Source organism: Sphingobium lignivorans (assembly GCF_014203955.1).
Classification (GTDB): Bacteria; Pseudomonadota; Alphaproteobacteria; order Sphingomonadales; family Sphingomonadaceae; genus Sphingobium; species Sphingobium lignivorans.
Window position 1 is genome coordinate 640,905 of the sequence record NZ_JACHKA010000001.1, and the last position, 21,648, is coordinate 662,552.

At 67.6% G+C, this 21,648-nt stretch carries 16 protein-coding genes; 2 read left to right on the forward strand and 14 right to left on the reverse strand.

Annotation, left to right across the window (positions count from 1 at the left end):
• Positions 1–71: 71 nt before the first annotated feature.
• From HNP60_RS03030 to HNP60_RS03070, 9 genes are all read right to left on the reverse strand, one after another.
• Entirely contained in the window at positions 72–917 is an 846-nt protein-coding gene (locus tag HNP60_RS03030) for an HAD-IIA family hydrolase (protein WP_184150056.1), read from the reverse strand.
• A 240-nt stretch (positions 918–1,157) separates the two neighbouring features.
• Positions 1,158–2,624: a biotin carboxyl carrier protein gene (locus tag HNP60_RS03035; RefSeq protein ID WP_184150058.1), complete on the reverse strand. Its 1,467-nt coding sequence runs from the start codon at positions 2,622–2,624 to the stop codon at positions 1,158–1,160.
• Positions 2,625–2,627: 3 nt separating this feature from the next.
• Entirely contained in the window at positions 2,628–3,992 is a 1,365-nt protein-coding gene (locus HNP60_RS03040; RefSeq protein WP_184150061.1) for an acetyl-CoA carboxylase biotin carboxylase subunit, read from the reverse strand.
• Positions 3,993–4,148: 156 nt separating this feature from the next.
• Positions 4,149–4,634 (reverse strand): acetyl-CoA carboxylase biotin carboxyl carrier protein, encoded by a 486-nt coding sequence (gene accB, locus HNP60_RS03045; RefSeq protein WP_184150064.1) that lies wholly within the window; start codon positions 4,632–4,634, stop codon positions 4,149–4,151.
• Position 4,635: 1 nt separating this feature from the next.
• Positions 4,636–5,679 (reverse strand): PEP/pyruvate-binding domain-containing protein, encoded by a 1,044-nt coding sequence (locus HNP60_RS03050; protein WP_184150067.1) that lies wholly within the window; start codon positions 5,677–5,679, stop codon positions 4,636–4,638.
• Between the two features lie 43 nt (positions 5,680–5,722).
• A complete protein-coding gene (locus HNP60_RS03055; protein WP_184150070.1) occupies positions 5,723–7,561 on the reverse strand; it encodes a PEP-utilizing enzyme in 1,839 nt (612 codons plus the stop codon).
• Positions 7,562–7,785: 224 nt separating this feature from the next.
• A complete protein-coding gene (locus HNP60_RS03060) occupies positions 7,786–8,751 on the reverse strand; it encodes a helix-turn-helix domain-containing protein (RefSeq protein ID WP_184150072.1) in 966 nt (321 codons plus the stop codon).
• Positions 8,752–8,823: 72 nt separating this feature from the next.
• Complete coding sequence (locus tag HNP60_RS03065) at positions 8,824–10,311, reverse strand: MFS transporter (RefSeq protein WP_184150075.1); 1,488 nt, start codon at positions 10,309–10,311, stop codon at positions 8,824–8,826.
• 128 nt (positions 10,312–10,439) lie between these two features.
• Positions 10,440–10,835, reverse strand: a complete 396-nt coding sequence (locus HNP60_RS03070; RefSeq protein ID WP_184150077.1) for a cupin domain-containing protein — start codon at positions 10,833–10,835, stop codon at positions 10,440–10,442.
• Between the two features lie 127 nt (positions 10,836–10,962).
• Between HNP60_RS03070 and HNP60_RS03075 the strand changes: the two genes are divergently transcribed.
• Positions 10,963–11,865 (forward strand): CmcJ/NvfI family oxidoreductase, encoded by a 903-nt coding sequence (locus HNP60_RS03075; RefSeq protein WP_184150080.1) that lies wholly within the window; start codon positions 10,963–10,965, stop codon positions 11,863–11,865.
• Between the two features lie 97 nt (positions 11,866–11,962).
• On the forward strand, positions 11,963–12,460 hold the full coding sequence (locus tag HNP60_RS03080) for a MarR family winged helix-turn-helix transcriptional regulator (protein WP_184150083.1): 498 nt from the start codon (positions 11,963–11,965) through the stop codon (positions 12,458–12,460).
• A gap of 76 nt (positions 12,461–12,536) precedes the next feature.
• On the opposite strand, the gene HNP60_RS03085 is transcribed toward HNP60_RS03080, so the two are convergent.
• The 5 genes from HNP60_RS03085 to HNP60_RS03105 all read right to left on the reverse strand — a co-directional run bounded on the left by HNP60_RS03085 (position 12,537) and on the right by HNP60_RS03105 (position 21,563).
• A complete protein-coding gene (locus HNP60_RS03085; RefSeq protein WP_184150086.1) occupies positions 12,537–15,737 on the reverse strand; it encodes a TonB-dependent receptor plug domain-containing protein in 3,201 nt (1,066 codons plus the stop codon).
• An 812-nt stretch (positions 15,738–16,549) separates the two neighbouring features.
• Positions 16,550–17,014 (reverse strand): nuclear transport factor 2 family protein, encoded by a 465-nt coding sequence (locus HNP60_RS03090; RefSeq protein WP_184150089.1) that lies wholly within the window; start codon positions 17,012–17,014, stop codon positions 16,550–16,552.
• A gap of 109 nt (positions 17,015–17,123) precedes the next feature.
• Positions 17,124–18,164, reverse strand: a complete 1,041-nt coding sequence (locus tag HNP60_RS03095) for an amidohydrolase family protein (RefSeq protein WP_260394621.1) — start codon at positions 18,162–18,164, stop codon at positions 17,124–17,126.
• A complete protein-coding gene (locus HNP60_RS03100) occupies positions 18,161–19,414 on the reverse strand; it encodes an MFS transporter (protein ID WP_184150092.1) in 1,254 nt (417 codons plus the stop codon). Before HNP60_RS03100 ends, HNP60_RS03095 begins: the two co-directional genes overlap by 4 nt.
• A gap of 964 nt (positions 19,415–20,378) precedes the next feature.
• Positions 20,379–21,563, reverse strand: a complete 1,185-nt coding sequence (locus HNP60_RS03105) for a glycosyltransferase family 2 protein (protein WP_184150095.1) — start codon at positions 21,561–21,563, stop codon at positions 20,379–20,381.
• Between the last annotated feature and the right edge of the window lie 85 nt (positions 21,564–21,648).

Genomic DNA, 21,648 nt, shown 5'->3' on the forward strand with positions numbered 1-21,648 from the left:
CGCCATGGTCCCTCAAGTCGCGGGCTTATGCCAGCGGGAATGCGCGCGGGCCGTCCGCCCGCGCGTCCGCCTCAGCCCAGCAGGCCGAGCGCCCGCAGTTCGCCGAGCCCGTCGATGACGCGGTGCGGCCGGCGTTCGGGCGGCTGGGCGGCCCATTCCTGCGCGCTGGTCGTCCCGGTGGTCACGCCGATGCCCATGGCGCCGCCCGCGCGGGCCATCTCCGTCTCGACCTTGGGATCATCGCCGATCACCGCGATGCTTTCCATCGGCACGCCGAGCCTTGCGGCGACGAAGTTCATCGCGTGGAGCGAGGGCTTGCCGGTGAGTTCCGGCTCCTTGCCGGTCACCCGGGCAATGGCCCCGCCGATCGCGCAGCTATAGCCGAAGGCCCGCCCGCTCTGGGACGCGAAGAAGGGCACGTCGGATGCGGAGAACAGGGCCGCCCCGGCGAGCACGGCCTCGCAGGCGGCATGGATGTCCGGCATCGCGCAGTCGGGATGCCAGGCGACATAGACGGCGTCGGCGCTGGTCGCGCCGTCCTCGCCCGGGCGCACGGTGGCGATGCCCTCGCCGGTTAGCGCATCGACCACGCCCTGCGTGCCGAGCACGAGCACGCGCCCGAAGCCCCGCTCGCGGAACATATGGCCCGCCACGCTGTTCGGCGTGAACAGGTGCGAATCGGGGATCGGCAGACCCAGCGCGCGCAGGCGCGGCCCCTGTTGGGCGGCGGGATAGGCGCTGCCGTTGGTGAGCGCGAGGAAGGGGAAGCCGCTGGCCTCCAGCTCGCTCAGCAGTTCCACCGCGCCGGGCAGCAGCTTGTAGCCGCCCAGATTGCGGTCGCTCAGGATGAGCGTGCCGTCGAGGTCGAACATGATGCCCTGGGCGGGTCGCAGCGTTTCGGTGAAAGGGGCGGTCATCGCGATGGTCCTTTTCGGGCAACAGCCGGCCTCTCCCGAGCAAGGGAGGGCTTTAAGGCTGATCGATATTCATTTCTTCGATTGAACAGGCATTCTTCCTGCCAATATTTTCGTCATGCTGAACTTGTTTCAGCATCCATCGTGCCTTCAAGTTCCGGTCTCGGACGCGAAATGGATGCTGAAACAAGTTCAGCATGACGTTTTCTGGGGAGGCAACGCGCTCCAGGGGTCGAATGGCGGTCAGCCATGGCTTTCCAGTTCCAGCCGGAAGCCGGCCTTCTCCACGCTCACCCGCTCGATGTTCGTCCGGGCCAGCAGCTTGCGGATCAGCGCCATGGCCGGGCGCAGCGTCGGGTCGTAATGGCGCGGCGCGGGGCCGGCGGCCTGCATCGCGTCCACCTGCCCGGCGGGCATGGTCGCGCGCAGCAGGAATTCCTCGTCCGGCAGATGGGTGCCGATGCGCTTGCGCAGGTCCGGCAGGTCGGCCATGCCGGGCTCGGCGGCGAGTTCCTTGGTGCGCGGCAGGGCCATGATCCGGTCGAGCACATTGGGCGCGATGGGCTGGTTGGGGCGGCCGAACCTGCCGATGGCATAGCGGATCACTTCGTCCGGGATGACGCTGTAGCGCTCCGCCCCGGTCACGTTCATCACGGCCTGCGTCATCACCATCTGGGCGAAGGGCGTCATCACGATCGGCCAGCCCAGTTCCTCGCGCACGCGGCCCAGTTCCTCCACCACGGCGCCTTCCAGATGCGGCACGCGATGGTCGGCCAGGTGCCGCCGCATGGTGCCGACCATGCCGCCGGGCAGCTGGTGCTGGAGATAGGCCGCGTCGAAGGGCATGGGCGCGCCAATTGGGAGCCCCTCGGCCTGCGCGAGATCGGTGAAGTAGCGCCCGGCCTGCGCCAGCGCCGCGTCGTCGATGTCGACGCTGTGGCCCAGCGCGCGCAGATTGGCGACCACGCGCTCGAGCGGCGGATTGGAGGTGCCGTCGCCCAGCCCGCCGGACGCGCCCTGCAGTGCCTCCACGCCGAGCCCTGCGGCCTCATAATAGCTCTGCTCGCCCAGGCCGATGGTGCAATGGGCGTGGAGCTCCAGCGGCTTGTCGCCGATCACGGCGAGGATGGCGGGGATGAGCGTGCGCGCGCGCTGGGGCGAGAGCAGCCCGCCCGGGTCCTTGATGTAGAGTGCGTCGATATCCGGGCTGGCTGCCATCGTCGCGGCGGCCTGCGCATAATGGGCATCGTCATGAATGGGGCTCAGCGTGAAGACCAGCGCGCCGACCACATAGGCATCGCCGTCGCGCTTGATCATCCGCGCCACCTGCACATTGGCCTCGGCATCGTTCATCGGATCGGCGAGCGCGAAGCGGCCGATGCCGTTCTTCATGAGCGTGGCGAAGGCCAGCGCCATGAAGTCCGGGCTCGCCGTCTCCCAGGCGATGAAGCGGAAGCCGGTGGAGAGGAACTGCAGCGGCGTGGTGGGGCAGGCCTGCTTCATCAGCCGGATGCGCTCCCACGGGTCCTCCTGCTTGTATCGCACCGCCACGCCCATATGCGTGGAGGTGGTGAAGTCGATCGCCTTGAAGCCGACGCGTTCCAGCACCGGCGCGATGGAAAGGGTGCGGGCGGTGTCCACGCCGAGCGCGCCCCACAAACACTGGTTGCCGTCGCGCAGCGACGTTTCGACGAGCTTGATGTCTGCCATGGTTCAGGTCTCTGTGCGTTCCGCCTGCCGGGCGGCTCGGCGAGCGAGGAAGCCGGTGTCGACGCCGCCCGCCGCGAAATCGGGGTCGGCCAATATCTCTGCCTGAAAGTCGAGGTTCGTCGAGACGCCTTCGATGCGGGTTTCACGCAGCGCCGCCTGCAGCCGCGCGAGCGCGGTGGCGCGGTCCGGCCCGTGGGCGATGATTTTGGCGATCATCGAATCATAGAAAGGCGGGATCTTCGCGCCGTCCACGATATGGGTGTCGACGCGGATGCCTTTGCCCGTGGGCCAGTGCGCGCGGCGCACCGTGCCGGGGCTGGGCATGAAGTCGCGGGCCGGGTCCTCGGCATTGATGCGGCATTCGATGGCGGCGCCGTCGATGGCGATGTCGCTCTGTGCGAGGCGCAGGCCCTGCCCGTCGGCGATGGCGATCTGCTCGGCAATCAGGTCCACGCCCGTCACCATCTCGGTGACCGGATGCTCCACCTGGATGCGGGCATTCATCTCGAGGAAGTAGAATTGCTCGCGCGCCATGTCGTAGAGGAACTCGACCGTGCCTGCGCCCCGATAGTCGAGCCGCGCGGCGAAGCGCACCGCTGCCTCGTGCATGGCGGCGCGCGCCGCGTCCGGCAGGCGAGGCGCTGGCGTTTCCTCCACCAGCTTCTGGTAGCGCCGCTGCACCGAACAATCGCGCTCGCCCAGATGGATCACTTTGCCCGCGCCGTCGCCCAGCACCTGCACCTCGACATGGCGGCCTTGGGAGACATAGCGTTCCAGATAGACGCGCGCATCGCCGAAGGCGGCGCCGGCCTCGGCCGATGCCATGTCCATGGTCGCGGCGAGATCGTCCAGGTCCTCGACCAGCTTCATGCCGCGCCCGCCGCCGCCGCCCACTGCCTTGATGAGCAGCGGCGCGCCGATCCCGGCCGCCAGCGCCTGCGCTTCGGCGAGGCTGTCCACCGGGCCGCCGGGCACCACCGGCACATCGGCGGCGATGGCCTCGGCGCGGGCTCGCAGCTTGTCGCCCACCGCTTCGATCTGCGCGGCGGTGGGGCCGATGAAGATCACCCCTTCCGCTTCGCACAGGCTGGCGAGCGCTGCCCGCTCGGAGAGGAAGCCATAGCCGGGATGGATCGCGTCGCAGCCCGATCCGAGCGCGGCCTGCACGATGGTCTCGACGCGCAGATAGCTCTCGCCGGGGCGCGCCGGGCCGATGCACAGCGCGCGCGTCGCCATCCGCGCGCCGAGCGAGTCGCGGTCCGCCTCGGAGACGGCGAGAACCGTCTCCAGCCCCAGCGCGTGGGCCGTGCGGATGATGCGCACCGCGATCTCGCCGCGATTGGCGATGAGGATGCGGCGGATGGTCATGAGAGGTTCTGGAATGAGCCGGCTCCCACTCCGTTCGCCGTCATCCCCGCGAACGCGGGGATCCAGTCGCCGTGGCAGGAGATGATCTTATGACCGTAGCTGGATTCCCGCCTGCGCGGGAGTAACGGATTACCATCAGGAACAGGCATCTCCGCCTCAGGCATCGGGCCGCACGAGCATCAGCACTTCGCCATGCTCCACCAGCTCGCCATTGCGGCCGATGATCTCGACGACTTCGCCGCTGACCCCGGCGGAGACGGAGTTCATGAGCTTCATCACCTCGATGATGCCGATCACCGTCTCCGTGTCGACGCGGCTGCCGACATCCACGAAGGGCGCTTCGCCGGGCTTGGGCGCGTGGTAGAAGATGCCGAGCAGCGGCGCGTTGATTTCCACCAGTCCCGCCTCGCGCTCCGGGCGAGCGGCAGCGGGCGGGGGCGCCGCCGGGGCGGGGGGCGGAGCCGATGCGCTGGCCGGGGGCGATGCGGGCGCCGTGCCGGTTGCGCGCGCCGGTCGGGCCGCACCCGCGCCGCCGCGCTCCAGCTCCAGCCTGATGCCGTCCATTTCGAGGCTCAGCCGGTCGAACGTCGAGCCTTCGAGGAGCTTCATGATCTCCTCGACATCCTTTGCCGTGAGGCTCATCTTATCTGCGTCCCCCGAAAATCGTCATGACATGCTTGAGCGGGTCGTCGATCACCGGCGCCACCGGCTTCTGTTCCTTGGCCGACCAGACCGTTTCCGGCCGGCTCTGCAGCAGCAGCAGCGCGCCGCTCTTGTCGATGGCCCACTCGATGTCCTGCGCGCGGCCATAATTTTTCTCGATCCGGCGGCCGACGCCGCGCAGGGCCTGAAGCTCCTCGTCGGAGAGGCAGGGCGTCTTGCGCAGCTCTGCCGGCACCTCCTCGTCGACAATGCCGCCGCCCGCGGCTGGCACTTGCCGGATATGCTTGTCCGAGATGTCGCGCACGCTGATCTCGCCGGTGATCTTGCCCATCACCCAGCGATCGGGCGTCACTTCGCCGGAGACGACCGCACTGCCGAGGCCCCAGGCGCCCTCGATGGTGATGACCGACTTGTCGCCGGTGGTGGGCGAGCGCGTGAACATCACGCCCGCCGTCCGCGCGTCGACCATGGTCTGCACAACCACCGCCATCGCCACGCCGTCCTCGGGCAGGCCGTGCTTGCGGCGATAGCAGATCGATTCCACCGAATAGAGGCTGCCCCAGCATTCGCGCACGCGGTGGATGGCGTCCTGCGCGTCGGGCACCCACAGGAACGTGTCCTGCAGGCCGGCGAAGCTCGCATCTTCCGCGTCCTCGGTGGTCGCCGAGGATCGCACGGCGACGGTGAGCGCGGGATTGTCCTTCGCCAGCGTGGCATGCGCGTCGAGGATTGCGGTTTCCACCGTGGCGGGCAGCGGCTCGTTCTCCACCCGGACGCGCAGACTGCGCGAGATCCGCGACACCGTGTCGAGATCGTTCGGGTCGAGCCTTTCCACCAGCGCGCGGACCGGGGAGGATCGCTCGAGCGCATCGAGGAACAGCTCGAAGGCCTGCGTCGTCACCACGAAGCCGGGCGGCACGTCGATGCCCGCATGGGTCAGCTCGCCAAGGCTGGCGCCCTTGCCGCCCACGGTGGGCCGATCGGTGAGGCGCAGGTCGGGAAACCAGGAGACGGCGGCCGTCATGCGCGCGCCTCTCGGGCGGGAGTGGAAAGGCCGGGCTTTGGCATCACGCGTCCTCCAGAACCCGTTCTTCTTCCAGGATCGTCACGGTGCCGCGCCCGCCATCCACACGGATGCGCTGCCCGTCCTTGATCTTCTGGGTCGCCGAGCCGGTGCCGACCACCGCCGGCAGGCCATATTCGCGCGCCACGATCGCCATGTGGCTCATCGATCCGCCGATGTCGGAGACGGCGGCCGATATCTTCTGGAAGATCGGCGCCCAGGTCGGGTTGGTGACCTGGCAGACGAGGATGTCGCCCTGCTGCAGCCGGTTGATCTCCTCGACGGACCGGACCACCCGCGCGGTGCCCTCCACCACGCCGCTCGATGCCGCGAAGCCCTTGAGCTCGTTGCTGTCCCCTTCGCCGTCGGACAGCCAGACGTCGAGGCTCTCGCGCGTGATGCCCCAGAGCATGACGATCGCCGGGTCGTCGATCACGTCCGGCACCTGGCCGAGCGCGGGCGGCACCACATGGCCCGCCCATGCCTTGATCGCGGCCTTGCGCTCGGCGACCTTCGCCGGCCAGACGCGCGGCCCGATCGGGTCCGAGCCGCTGGACCAGGCGAGCATCAGGTCGATGATCGCGCTTTCCAGCTCATAATGGGTGAGGTTGAAGACATCCTCTTCCTTCTCCCAGAAGCCATGGTCGCGCAGCAGCGCGCCGAACTCGCGGATCTTGTTGAAGAAGAGATTGGTGTACCAGTGCTCGCAGTAGAATTTGTGGCCTTCCACATAAGGGAAGACGCGGTGAGCGAGCGTGATGAGCTGGTCGTAGGTCGCGCGGTCCTCGTCAGTATCCAGCAGGTCGCGATAATCCGCGATGAGCGCCTGCCGCTCCTCGATCAGCCGCTCCATCGGCCGCTCGATCGTGGCGCCGGCCTTCACCTTGGCGATGTAGCCCGGCAGCGCCGCGAAGGGCATGGAGAGGTCGTCGTTCCATGAGCGGTGATAATGGTAGAAGCCGTCCCCGACATTCACGTTGAACCACGGGTTGCGGCTCGTCTCCAGCTCCTGCAGCCAGGCCTTGCCGTTCTCGCCGAGCTGGTCGAGCGCCTGGAGCACGTCGTCGATCACCATACCGTCGTGGAACCTGTCGTCCACACCCAGTTCCACCGCGCGGCGGGCGAGGCGCTTCACTTCCTCGTCGGGCTTGAAGATCTCGGCTTCCATGCCCGCCACCATGCGGCTGATCGCCTGGTCGCTGATCTCCGGGAAGGCCTTCTTGCAGAAGTCGAAGAAGGTCAGATAGGCGCCATAGCCGAGCAGCAGGAACTCGAAATGATGGTGCCACATGCGGAAATAGCCCTCGAGCGTCTTCCGATATGTGTCGATGAGGTCGTGGTTCGCCGCCACGCCCTTGCCGGTATGCGTCGTCTCGATGGGTTCGAGGTCGGGCAGTGACGGCTTGGAGAGCGCCTGCGCGTCCGCGATCAGCGCCTTCATCTTCTCCTTCCACTGGGCATATAGGTCTTCCCAGTGCTCGTAATAATAGAAGGCGCGCTGCTGGAATTCCTTCGCGCGCGCCTCGATTTCGGCGGGGTCGGTGACGGCCACGCCGCCGATGAACACCCGGCCGTTGATGATGCGGTGATCGATGCCCTTGGTGGTGGGCAGCACATGCACGCGGGTGTTGAAGCTGCCGAGCGCGCAATAGGCCGCTTCCGCCGTGATCATGTCGAAATGATGCATCGGCTCGGGGAAATGCATGCTGTTGTAGAACCAGAAGCGCTCGTCGTCGCCCTCATGGAACTGGCAGTAATAGGGATAGGCGGCCTGGGCTGCCTCGGTGCCCGGCACGATTTCCAGCGAGCTGGGCAGGGGGAAGCCCTTGGTCGGTTCGCTCATGGCAGTCCTCTCATATGGTCTTTTCCGCGCCGTCCGCCGGCCGAATCCGCGGGGGGATCGACCGGCAGCGCCGTGGGATCGTTGAGGAACCTAACCATGTGCGTCGCGCCTCCCAAGGATTCGCGCGCAAGCGCATCAGGACAAAAACGCAGCGCTGCAGTCTTGTTGACCGCATTTCATTTCCGCAGGGATTGCCCGGCCCCCGGGGGAGGCGCGGCGCCGCCCTATTGCGCGCGGTGGCGTTCGCGCCAGTCCTTGGGCGTCATGCCGAAGCGCTTGCGGAAGAGCCGGGCGAAATAGCCCGGATCGAGGAAACCGCAGCGGAAAGCGATGTCGCCGAGCGAGAGGCCGCCCGCCCGGGGGTCGGCGAGCAGGTTGCTGGCCCGGTCGAGCCGGGTCGCGTTCAGTTCGCGCACGAAGCTGGTGCCCGATCCGGCGAGCAAGGCCTGCAGGTAGCGGCGGGAGATGCCGAGGTCGCCGGCGATCCGGTCCGGCGAGAGTTCCGGGTCGGCATGGTCGGTCTCGATGCGGCGCAGGATCTGCCGGGCGAGCTGGCCGCGATGGCGGCTCGGGGCGGGCTCGTGGAAGCCGGTGGCGAGCGTCAGCAGCGCGCCGACCTGTTCGGCGATGAGCGGGCGGGGCAGGGGGCTCTCGTCGATGCCCGCCACCATCGTCTCCAGCAGGCTGCCGAGCGGCGCACCCCAGCCCTCGCAGGCGGAGATCGGCCGGGCGAGCAGCGCCTCGGGGTCGGGCAGATATTTCTCCAGCCAGCCCTGCGGCATCATGAGGTCGATCGCCTCGTGCGCGGTATCCATCTCCATCTGGTAGAAGCGGGTATTGTCGAGCAGCACGAACTGCCCCGGCGCCACGGTGAAGCGCTTGCCCTGCATGCTGGTATCGAGCGCGCCGCGCCGCGCATAGACGAGCTGGATGGACGGGGTGGCCCGGCCCGCGCTGCCGTCCGTCCCGCAATGGACGACGCGTTGCGCCGGGGCATGGAGCTGGAGGAGCCTCAGCTGGCCGACGCCATGGCTGGTCCACTGCGCGGCGAAATGATCGGTGTCGAACACGGTCACGTCGATGGGCGCGATGGTGCTCGCGGCCCAGTCGCGCCACTGGTGGATCGCCTCGCTGCGCGCAAGGCCGCTGGAGCTCCAGCTATGATCGTCCTGGCTTGGTTGCGCCTGCATGGTCAGGGGCCCTCTCCGGCTTCCTGCGGACAAGTCTATGCCCCGGGGCGCCCGGGCGCAAGCGCGCGGCGCTCAGCCGGTCTCCCCGCGCTCCGGGTCGCCGGTTGCGGGCCGGCCCCGGCGCACCCGCCCGGTCAGCTCCGCGCCCGCGTCCCGGGGGAGCCTCGCGAACAGCGGCGCCGCGCAGGCGGCCATGGCGGCAAGGATCAGGATCGCCAGCCGGAAGTCGGGCAGGCTCGGCGCATCGGCCGGGCCCGCGAGGAGACCAAGCAGCGCCGCCGCGCCGGAAATGGCGACAGCCTGCGCCAGCGAGTTGCTGAGGCTGCCGAGCACGGTGGCGCCGCCGATCTCGCTTTGCGGCATGTCGGCGAAGCGCAGCGGCATCAGCGCGGTGAAGAGGATGGAGCGCGCCATCCCCACCCCGATCATGATCGCGAAGAGCAGCCAGAACGGCATGCCCGGCGGCAGCGCGGCGCAGACCAGCAGGGAGACCGCGAGGCTGATCGAGCCGCTGACGAGCGCCGTGCGGAAGCCCAGCCGCCGCAGCGCGCGCGACGCGATCGTCTTGAGCGCGAGGTCGCCGGCATTCTGCGCCAGCAGCAGCATGCCCGCCTGGAAAGGCGTGAGGGCAAGGCCGATCTGCAGCATCAAGGGCAGGGTGAAGCTCATCGCCATGAAAGGGATGCGCACGAAATTGCCCGCGCCGATGGTCGCGGCGAAGAAGCAGGGGTGCCGCAGCGGGGTGAGCGGCACGATGGGGTGCGGCGCGGTTCGCGCATGACGCCATGCAAGGAAGCCGAACCCGGCGGCCGCCACCAGCAGCGCCGCGCCGATCCGGGGGCCGTTGCCGCCCTGGCCGAACCGGTCCATCGCGCCGATGAATGCGCACAGGAAGCCCGCCGTCACCGCGAAGCCCCGCAAGTCGAACGGCGTACGCGCGGCGGCGGGAATGCGCGGAATGAAGCGCAGCGCGGCGGCGAGAGCCAGCAGGCCGGTCGGCACGTTGAGGAAGAAGATCCAGCGCCAGTCCACGAAGGTGGTGATGAACCCGCCCAGCGGCGGCCCCAGCACCGGCGCCACCAGCGCGGGCGTCGAGCTGATCGTCATTGCCGTCACCAGATAATGGCGGGGCGTGATGGTGAGCTGCACGATGTTGCCCACGGGAATCATCAGCGAGGCGAAGGCCGCCTGCGAGACGCGCGCCGCGAGGAACAGGGTGAGGTCGGGCGAGAAGCCGGCACCGACCGAGGACAGCGTGAAGCCGACGATGGCGGTGAGGAACACGCGGCGCGAGCCGAAGCGCTCGCCGATCCAGCGGCTCAGCGGCTGCAGCGCGGCGGAAACGAGGATGTAGATGGTGATCGTCGTGCTCAGGGTCGTCGCCGGCACGCCGAAATCGGCGCCCATGCGCGGCAGGGCGGTGATGAGCGTTGTGCTGTCGATGCCCACCATGAACATCGTGCCGGCCAGCACGATGGCCGTCGCGCGGGCCCGGGCCAGCGCCGCGCGCTCCTCCGCGCGCTGCGTTTCGCTGGTCGAGACGTCATGCGGCATGCTCATATCCTGCCGCTCATGGCAGGCGCGGCGCGCGCGGCCAAGCCGCGAGGCGGATATCCGGTCAGAATGCCGGGCAGTGAAATGCGGCGCGGCCGGCGGTCATGCGCCGCCGGCCGCGCGATGCCGCGCGCTTACTCCGTCGTGCGGCCGTCGAAATGCTCGTGGGCCTGCTGCGCGTCGGCGCAGCTCTTGTGGACCGTTCCGTCGAGATGTTCCGGCGGCCCGTAGATGGTGTAGAGTTTCAGCGGCTCCGTGCCGGTGCAGATGACATTGTGCCGCGCGCCCTGCGGCACGATCACGCCGTCATCGGCCTTCACCTTGTTGCACACACCGTCGATCCAGACTTCGCCTTCGCCCGCCTCGAAGCGGAAGAACTGGTCGCGATCGTCATGCACTTCCTCGCCGATCTCCTCGCCCGGCCGGATGGCCATGACCACGAGCTGGAGATTGTGGCCGGTGTAGAGCACGCGGCGGAAATCCTCGTTCTCCTCGGTCGCCTTCTCGATGTCGTCGACATATCCCTTCATGCGAAATCCCCTTCATCTGTCATGGTCCCGGCCGATATCGGGTCGCGTGCCGACACCCGCAACAGGCGTTTGTGAGGATATCCGCCTTTGGCTATGATCGCGCGACAAGCAGAATGAAGGAGAGAGCATGTCCGTCCGGCAGATCGACATCGAGGAGAGCGTGCGCAGTGTCGAGGCGGCGCTGAACTATCTGCTGCCCGGGCCGGACATCAACCGGCGGTTCGTTTCGGCGGGCGTCGAAGTGAATACCGGGCGCTACGGGCCCTTCGTCGCCACCATTCGCGACGGGCGCGCCATTCGCGATCATTTCTCCTTTGACCGGCAGGGCTTCCGCCTGCTCGACGCGCCGACGCAGGTGCGCGATTTCTCGGACATAGCGGAGATCGATCGCGTCTATCCCGTCGAGGTGGAGGGCTATGTGCGCGAGGCCTTCGGCGCCGATCTGGTCGTGCCCATGGGCTGGATGATCCGCACCTCCGGCGAGGTCGCCAGCCGCCAGAAGAAGAGGGACCAGCCCTATCGGCACCAGGGCGGCGTCCAGCCCCCGGCGGGGGAAGTGCATGTCGATACCGAGCCGAGCCGGCAGCTTGCCGCCGCCCGCCGCGCTTATGATCGCGTCCGCCCGGGCGGGCCGGGCTTTCGCCGCTTCATCATCTCCAGCTTCTGGCGCACTTTCTCGCCGCCGCCGCAGGATTGCCCGCTGGCGCTGTGCGACGCGCGCAGCGTCGGCGATGACGAAGGCACGCCCAATGTGCTCTGGGTGGTCGACGAAATTCCGCAGGGCGATGCGATGTTCGCGCCGATGGACGATGACGGTCAGATGGCAGCGGCGATCTTCCGCCACAATCCGGCGCATCGCTGGTGGTATTTCTCCAACATGACGCGGGACGAGGCGCTGCTCTTCAAGTTCCATGACAGTGATCGCAGCGTCGGCTGGCGCACGCCGCACACCGCTTTCTGGGACGACAGCCTGCCCGGCGCCCATCCGCGCGAAAGCATCGAGCTGCGCAGCATCGCATTCTTCGAATGACGCGGCAGGTCATTCGTTGTCGAATGCAATAGTTGATATCATCCACTCTATCCGCCAAGAGAGCGGCTCGGGCAACGCGAGCGAAAGACGGGACGACATGAGCGAGAATGCGCAGGCGACGGAGGGGGCGGCGGTTGCCGTGCGGATGAACTGGGGGCCGCTTTCGAGCGCGGTCGGCACCAATGTACGCCTGTTGCGCAACGAGCTGGTGACCCGGATCGTCGAGGCCTACGCGCCCTTCGACCTTCGCTCCGGCGCCTTGTCGGTGATGGTGCTCATCCGGGGCAATCCGGGCTGTTCCCAGTCCGAGCTCGCGCGGGAAGTCGCCATGGACGATTCGGCGATGGTGGCGATCATCGACGAGCTGGAGCAGCGGGGGCTGGCGCGCCGCACCCGTTCCACGACCGATCGCCGCCGCAACAGCCTCAGCCTCACGCCGGAGGGCGAGGCGCTGATGACGGAGATGGTCGGGTGCGGCACGGCCGTCGAGCGCCCGATCCGCGACGAACTGAGCGCGGCGGAGCTGGAGACGCTCATCGCGCTCCTCCGGCGCGCTTATGGTGCCCTGATGGCGGCACCGCGCGACAGGGCCTGATTCCCGCGCGGCGGGCGAGGCAAAAAAGAAGGCCTCCCCGAGGGGAGGCCGGCAAGGGAGGAAGGGGCGCTCGCCTTCAGAACTTGAAGTTGGCGCCAATGGCGAAGCGACGGCCGATCAGATCGTAATCCTGGCCGGCAGCGGTGGAACTGGGCGCGCCCAGCGCGCCGCCGCGCAACTCGCCATTCGCGGCGTTCGGCGCGGTGTTGTAGTTGATGAGCGGCGGCGCCTTGTCGAACAGATTGTCGATCCCGAAGCGAAGCGTCGCATTGCGCGTGATCGAGATGCTGCCGTTCAGGTGGAAGAGATCATAAGCCGGCGCACCGAAGAGGGTCGTGTCCGGGTTGGTCGCCGCGGCCGAGGCCCGGGTCGCCGGCAGGTGCGACCATTGCAGGGCGATGCGGACGCTGTCGAGCGCATAGCTGAAGGTGTTGAACAGCTTCCACCGATAGGCGCCGCCTGCGTTCAGGCCGTTCTGGACCGTGCCCAGCGTCCCGGCGAACTCGTCCATCGGGTTGGTCGGGAAGTTCGCGGACTTGAGCGAGATCAGGTAATTGAAGACGGTCGTGACGCCGAACCGGCCCGGAAGGCCGATGCCCGCATCCTGCAGGTCGATCGTCCAGTCGAGCTGCGTATCCACGCCCGAGGTCTTGATGCGGCCGAAATTCTGGTACTGGCCGACGAGATTGCCGATCGTGCCGATGCCGACATTGCGCACCACTGCCTCGCAGGCTGCGCTGTTCGGGTCGAGCGTGGGGTTGAATGCCACGTCGAAGCATTTCTGCTGGATGAAGTCCCCCGTTTCCGCGCCGATCGCGTCGTCGATCTGGATGTTGTAGTAATCGACCGAGAGGCGCATCCCGCTGAGCCAGGGGGATTGCACCGGCGAGGCGATCACGGCGCCCACCGTCCAGGTCTTCGCGATTTCCGGCTTGATGTCGAGATTGCCGGTGGAGGTCGCAAAGCCGGTCGTCGCGCCCGAGACCTGCGTGCCGCTGTAGAACTGGTCGGCCGTCGTCGGGTCGATCCCGTTCATCAGCGTTTCGCACAGCGCCCGCACGGCGGCCCGGTTGGTGGTGTTGGCGGGGCCGGCACCATAAGCCAGCAGATTGTTGGTGCTGGAGCAGGCGTCGCCGCGATTGAGGCTCACGAAGGATTGCTGCGGGGCCTGGAACAGCTCGGCGATATTGGGCGCGCGCACCGCCCGGTTGTAGCCGCCGCGCACGCGCAGCCAGTCGGTGACTTCCCAGTCCGCCATCGCTTTCCAGGTGAAGGCATTGCCGGTCGTGTCATAGTCGGAGGTGCGGGCGCCGAGCTCCAGCTCCAGCTTGCGGATGAGCGGCAGGTCGGAGAGCAGCGGCACCAGCAGCTCGCCATAGAGCTCCTTGACCGTGATCGAGCCCTTGGAATTGCCGCTCGGATAAAGGCCCGCCACCTGGTCGAGGAAGGACTGGCCCTGCGTGGAAAGCGTATCATTGGTGAAGGTGAAGCGGTTGCGCCGGTAGGACGCGCCGACCGCCGCGCGCAGGTCGCCTGCCGGCAATGCCACCAGCGAGCCCTGTGCATTCGCTTCCCAGTTGGTCTGCTGCATCACCGAGCGGGACTTCACGTCCGCCGAGATGGCATCGAGGCAATCCTGGCTGGTGGCGATGTTGTCGAAGGGGTTGAGGCCGCTGGTGCAGGTCGCGCGGGAGGCGCCGAAGCCGCCCTGGCTCTGATTGCCTTGCGCGGAGAAGCCGGCGCCCCAGTTGGGCGCGGTGATGACCGTGCGATAGCGCTCCAGCGAGACGAAGCCGGAGGAGAGGAAGCTGGTCTCGGATTCGCCCTGCGAGCCGGAAATGTCCCAGGTCCAGTCCGTGCCCGGCACCCGGCCTTCCAGTGCGACGAGCATCTGGTAGGTATAGACGTCCGCATTCACGGAGCGAGGCACGTCGAGCGGATACTGGTTGAGCTGCCAGTCGCAATTGGCGGCCGATCCGGGGACCAGCGGGCTCGCTTCCGGGCAATTGAGGTTCGCCAGCGCCTGGGCGGAGGTGCCGGGCGCGGGCGTGCGGCTGGCGAGGATGGCCCGCAGCTCGGCGGGCACCTCGTGCGTGATCGGAATGTTGGCGCTCCAGCCGTTCACGGCGCCCGCGCGCTGCTGGATGGTGCGGGTGGAAGTCTTGTTGAAATAGCCCTGTGCGGTCAGGCTCACCCAGTCGGTAATCTCGAAATTGCCGCGCGCGTAGAGATTGAAGCGGTTGAGCGGCAGGACGAGCTGGTCCTCGAGGAAATTCTCGCCGAGGAAGCCGAGGCTGTTCTCCTTGAAGCCCGGCCCGTAGGCCCCCGCATAGCGATAGGCGCCGGCGCGGGTCGCGAAATTGTTGATGCCGCCGAAGACGGTCCCGTTGGTGTTGAACCAGAGCGTGCCGGTCGTCGGATAATTGGGGAACTGCGCCACGTTCCGGCCGGAGAAGATGCTGTTCATCACGGCTTGCGACGGGCGGTTCACGCCCGGGATGTAGCTGGGATAATCGGAGAAGTTCTGGTTGCCGACGGTGTCGGGGTCCGAATAGAAATCGCGGAACCACTTGCGGTCGACGCGCTTGGACGACGAGCGGTCGTTGGTTTCCATCGCGATGCTGATGTTGCCCCGCCCATCCGCGAAGTCGGTGCCCATGATGCCGTTGATGGTATATTCCTGCCCGTCGCCGCGCTGGGAAATGCCCATCCGGCCATCGAGCTGCAGGCCCTGGAAATTCTTCTTGAGGATGAAGTTGACGACGCCGCCCACCGCGTCCGCGCCATAGGTCGCCGAAGCGCCGCCGGTGATGATCTCGACACGCTCGATGGCCGCCGAGGGAATGGAATTGATGTCCACCACCATGTTGGCATTGCCCGGCGTCGCGCGGCGCCCGTCGAGCAGCACGAGATTGCGGTTGGCGCCAAGGCCCCGCAGCGAGACGCTGGCCGCGCCGGGCGTGTTGGTGGCGGTCGCCTGGATGTCGCCGCCCAGCGCCGGCGTCTGGGCCGGGGTGAATTGCGGCAGCTTGTTGAGGCTGGTCTCGATGGCCGCGGACGTGGACGTCTCCAGCAGCTCCGCGCCCACGGTGACGATCGGGCTGTTCGCCGAATAGTCGCGCCGCGCGATGCGCGAGCCGGTGATGACGATGGCTTCGTTCTGTCCGGCGGTGTCGGCCTGCGCTTCCTGCGGTTCCTGCGCCAGTGCCGGCCCGGCGAAGATGGCGCCGGCGGACATCGTGCCGGTCAGCAGCAGTGCGCGCAATTCACGTCTCATGATCGTCTCTCCCTCTGTTCTCGTTCGGACTCTTGTTCCGTGACCGGGCGGCGACATGCGCCGGCCATCCCGATCGCGCTGGGAAGGAAGAGGGGGAAGTGGCTGTGGAACCGGGATGGCCGCGCGGCCGGGCAGGGGACTCGCCCCGGCGCCGTTCGCATGGTTCGCGCGGAATGAATATGCCTCGCCGCCGGGTTCCGGTGCCGTCCTCTCCTTCGGGCTACAATCGTTGATAACCTCAATTTTTGCGAGGTCGTATCGTTGGTCAGGAAGACTGTCCAGCCCGGGGCCGGCATGCGCCCGGGTCGCCGGCCGGCATGGGTCGGCCGCAGTAGGACAGAAGCGTTCAATGGTCAGGACGATTGTGTCGGGCGCCTGCCGCCGGGACACGGAATCCCTAGGAACCCTGCGGGATACGCGCGCCCGCCAGGCTTTGAGAGGCTATTTCATCGCATGAAATGCGCAGCGGGCCCGGCCGGGGGGATGGCCTTCCATCGGGCAGGGCAGGCACCTGCACGCCCCGACCGCTCCGGCCGCCGTGCGGCGCCCTACGCGGCGAGGACAAATTTCAAGGCCATGGCGGCGCACCCTATCTCGCCATTCACGAATATCTCGTCATCCCGAGGTCATCCCGGACTTGCTCCGGGATCCCGCTTCTTCCTTTCTCTCAAACCCGCTGGCGCCGACCCTGCTCAAGGCAGCGGGATCCCGGATCGAGTCCGGGATGACAAAGGAAAAACGGCTGAAAAGAGCTTCTCGCTCCGCCTCTCAAAGTCCGCGAACCTACCACGCCAGCCAGCGCTGGATGTTGATCAGCCTCCGTGCGCCTCGAAGCGCTCCAGCACTTTCCCCGCCCAGCCCATGATGTCCTTGGAGCGGATCAGCCATTGCCCGTCCACTTTCGCGACCACGTCGCGGACATGGCCGCACCAGTGGAGATGCGGCGGCGCGGGCGGGTGATTGATAGTCGCCCAGGCGTAGGAGCGCACCACCCACTGATCGGGTCGCCGGTCCGGATCGGCCTCGAACATGAACTGCGCCATCTGGTGCTGGTGGCCGGGGAAGTCCGGCCGGTCATGGAATTTGAGGACCAGCCGGCGGATGTCCGCCTTGCCCTTGAGCACTTCGAGCGTGCCGTCGCTGGCTTCCTCCGTCGCCTCGCAATCCTCCGTGAACAGGGCGACATAGCCGTCCGTATCGCCGGTATCGAGTGCCCAGCTGTAGCGGGCGTAAAGCTCGAAGATGGCAAGGCGGTCTTCCGTGCCGGGGCCGGTCATGTTTTCTCTCTCCTCTTTTCCTTCCGGTCTCGACGGACCGTTTTTCCAATGTGGTCGCTGCCGTCCGCCGGGGGCGGGCGCCGGTGCCTGGCGCGCCCCCGGTCTCCGCTCAGTCCGCCAGCGGGGCGATGTGGAAGATGCGCTCGGCATTGCCATGGTAGAGCGCGTGGCGTTCGGCCTCCGTCACCGGCGCGGCATCCATGAAGTCCACGGCGGGCTTTTGCGGCTGGTAGGGATAGTCGATGGACCAGAGCACATTGTCGATGCCGATCTTGTCGATCGTGTAGCGCAGCGCCAGCGGGTCCTCGACGCCGCTGGTGGTGACGACGAAGTTCTGCTGGAAATATTCCGCGATGCTGAGCTTCGTCTTGGGCGCGCGGCCGATCTTCTGCGCGCGGCTGTTCATGAAATTGATGCGCCAGATCCAGAAGGGGATGGCCTCGCCCATATGGCCGATGCAGATCTTGAGCTTCGGGAAGGCGTCGAACACGCCGCCGGCCATCATGCGCACCACATGGGTGCCCACTTCCACGCCATAGCCCCACATGGCGCTGTCCATGCCATAGTCCTGCAGCGGGCCCTTGAGCGTGTCGGAAGCGGCGCGGGGGTGAATGTAGATGCAGGCGTCGAGCGCTTCGGCGGCCTCAAGGCAGGGCCAGTATTTCGGATCGTCCAGATACTCGCCATGGGTGTGGCTGTTGAGGATGAAGCCATTGAGCTTCAGCTCGTTGATCGCCCGCTCCATTTCCTTCGCCGCGCGCTTCGGGCTTTGCGGCGCGAAGCTGGCGAGCCCGGAGAAGCGGTCCGGGCGCTTGCGGCAGACCTCCGCCAGTCGATCGTTGGCCAGCGCGGCAAGGTCCGTCGCGGTATCGGCATCGAACATCTGCACGCCCGGCGCGGTGAGCGAAAGCAGGTGCATGTCGACGCCCAGCGCGTCCATTTCCGGCAGGCGCTTCTCCTCGATGTCGAGCAGGCCATCGAGGAAGTTCATCGCCGAATAGCCCGATGCGTCCGCCGGCGGATCGTAGATGCCGCCGACGAGCAGCTTGTCGAGGCTCTGCGACGGCCCGCGCGAAACGTCGCGCAGCGCGGCGGCGACTTCGGGGATGGTCCAGGCTTCCTCGGTGGCGATCTTGCGCATCTTGGTCATGGTGTGTCTCCGTGAGGGGTGGTGTCGGGAGCGCCCGCCGGTTCGGGCGGCAGCGCGGCGGTGCGGCGCGCCAGCCAGATCGCGAGGGCGCAGGCGATCAGCAACGGCAAGACCGGCAGGATGAAGAAATGGCGCGGCGCGGCGAGGCCGAGCAGGATGGCGAGCGATCCCACCAGCGGCCCGGCGATGGAGCCGATCCGCCCCATGCCGAGTGCCCAGCCCAGCCCGGAGGCGCGCATCGCGGCGGGGTAGGTCGCGCCGCACGATCCGTTGAGGCCATTCTGGGTGCCGGTGCTGAACAGGCCGACGAGCACCAGCAGCAGCGAGAGGCCCACGATCCCCCAGTCGCGCAGGGTGATGAGCGCCAGCGCCGCCGCCGCCATTCCCGCGAACAGCGCGACGACGGACCAGCTGCGGCGAACCAGCAGCAGGCTGGCGATCACGCCGCCCAGCACGCCCCCGGCATGCGATGCCGTGGCGATCCAGGAGGCGGTCGCCGTGGAATAGCCCTGATCCTTGACCAGCAGCGGAATCCAGCCCGTCAGCAGATAGACGACCATGAGGACGAGCGCGAAGACGATCCAGATGACGATGGTGCGTGCGCGATACTCGGGCGCGAGGATGGCGCCGACGCCGGAGGTGCGATGCGCTTCCGCGCCGCGCTGCCGCAGCGCCGGGCTTTCCGGCAGGCCGATCCAGAGCAGGGCCGCGATGGTGATCGGCAGCAGTCCGCCCGCGATGAACAGGCTCGGCCAGCCATGGGTCGGCAGGAACCACGCGGCGACGGCGCCGGCCAGCACCCCGCCGAAGGTGATGCCGATGCCGACCAGCGCGGTCGCCCGGGCGAGATATTTGCGCGGCGCCAGCTCGCCCGCCAGCGCGAGCGCATTGGGCAGCACTGCGCCCAGCCCCACGCCGATGAGGAAGCGCAGCGCCATGAGCTGCGTGATGCTGGTGGCGAAGGCCGCCGCCAGCGAGATCAGCCCATATGTGAAGCAGCAGGTGATGAGGATCGTGCGCCGGCCGATGCGGTCGCCGAGCGGCCCGATCAGCACCGCGCCGATCAGCACGCCGACAAGGCTCGCGGAAAGCAGCGGCCCGATTTCCGCGCGCGTGACGCCAAAATGCTCGAGGATGGAAGGCGCCGCGAAATTGGCGGCCTGCAGGTCGAAACCCTCGACCACCAGCGAGAGCAGGATCAGGAAGAAGCTGCCCCAGCCACGCGCCGGGTTGTCGATGCCATCGTCCAAATCTGTCCTCCCCGCAGCTGCCCTGTCACCGGCGCGGCCGGCAATAGGGCGGCTTCACGCCAGCGATGCAAGCGGAAACTGCCTGCATCGCTGGCGGTGGATGGCAGGACGCGCGCGCAAAGCCGGCCGCCACGGCCTCCCCGATATCGCGGCCCCCTCTTCGTCATTCCCGCGACCGCGGGAATCCAGCTGAACCCTCGCGATATCATGACGACGAAACCGCGAAGGAGGACCGCTGACACCGCCGCCCCGGTCCGCGCTTTCAACGCGCGCCCAGGCGAAGCGGGCAAATTCGCGGCCTTCGATGGAGCGAAGAAGCGCGCTTTTCAGCCATTTTCCGCCGTCATCCCGGACTTGCTCCGGGATCCCGCTTCTTCCTGTTTCTCAAACCTGGTGGGCCCGGCGAGATTCAAGGCAGCGGGATCCCGGATCGAGTCCGGGATGACATCGTGAATAACGAGATAGGGTGCACCACGATCTCCACATTCGTCTAGGAAACGTGGTCAAAAGCACAGAGCCCAATGGCAGAAAATGAGGGGCGAGACCTCAAAAGCGGACTGTCCGGACAAGACGACATTGCGGACGTTCGGCTTACCGACGGTCGCGCGTCACCATTAGGGCGTCGTCTATCTCCCAAGCGTCGCTTCGGCGGATCAACCGCGCCACGGTGTGAGCGTCTCTGCTCCAATACCGAACTACGAACGCGCAGTTGATAGTAGCTGGACTTCCCGGAAGATCGTTAGGCAAGGCGTCACTGCACAACACGTCGGCTATTCGCTTTATGCGTTCCGAGTGGATCAGAACGACGCTGCTCGGATCGTCTTGTGCCGCTTGGTTGGAGGCGGCTTGGACTACCGCGCCGTCGCGGTTGCGAACTGCGGCCAATATTTGTTCATCGGTCGGACAGAGCGTCTGCGCAGCGCAGCGGCTCACACTCGCCAAGATCAATAAAGCAATCAACGGCCTAATCCTCCCCGGCGCGCTTCGTGCGCACCCAGCGGGTCTCGCCGCCGCGTGCGAGGCGCAGGTAGACGGGGATTTTCCAGGCGAGGTAGAGCGGAATGCGCGCGAGGGTCGCGGCGCTTACGGCCTGCCGTCCGTCCCGGGCCCAGCCGAGCATCAGCAGCAGCGCGGTCAGGGCGAGCGCTAGGGCGAGGGCAAGCGCAGGCACCGGGCTCGCGCCGATCAGGGCCAGCACGATTGTGGCGGAGAGCGCGGCGAGGCTGGCGCTCATCAGCAGCGCCAGCGGCGGCACCATCAGGCTGAGGCCGAACCAGGCGAGGCCCGGCCGCAGCCTGCCGATCCCTTCGGCGAACAGGGGCAGGCCCTGCCGCAGCGCGGTCTGGATATAGCCATGTTCCCAGCGGGTGCGCTGGGTCAGCGTGTCCTTCTGGCTGGCCGGGTCGCTCCAGGTCGTCGCCTGCTCCAGATAGGCCGGTGCATGCCCCCGGCGCGCGAAATCGATGCCGAGCACGAGGTCCTCGACCAGATGGCTCGTCGCCAGCGGCGCGTCCGCCATCAGCGTCCATGGGAAGGCCATGCCCGTCCCGCCCAGAATGGCCGGCGCGCCGAGGCTGGCGGCGCCGCGCTGGCGCACCCGGTTCTTGATGAGGAAGGCGAAGTTGGAGATCTGCGTCATCGCGCTGTCGCCGGGGCGCGATCGCAGCAGGTAGCAGCTCTGCACCGGCCGGCCGCTGCGCGCCGCGCTGTCGATGAGCAGGCGCAGGTCGTCGCGGCCGATCTCGCAGTCGGCGTCCAGCACGACGACGCAGTCCGGCGGGTCACCGCGCAGATGGTCGCGGCCGAAGGCAAGCGCATGGCCCTTGCCGCGCCGCGCCGTGTCGTGCCGTTCGAGCACCGTGGCGCCCGCCGCGCGCGCGATCCGCGCCGTGTCGTCCGTACAATTGTCGGCAATGACCATGAGGCTGATCGTCTCGTCCAGCGCCGGCCACAACCGCTCGATCGTCGCCGCGATGCCGCCGGCCTCGTCATGCGCGGGCATCAGGATGGCGGCGCGCGGCCTGCCGCTGTCCGGCGCGGCCGGACGGGCGGGTCGCGCGAGGATGCCGGCCAGGAGCTCGATCGCGAGCACGATCAGCAAGGCGAGCGGCACGGCCGCAAGGCACCAGGCGATGATGTCGGCGATCATGGTCCGGCTCTCCGCGATGAGGCGCCCGGCCCTGCGGGGCGCCGGGCTGCTGGCAGGTCAGGAGAGGCGCGGCCCTTCAAGGCGC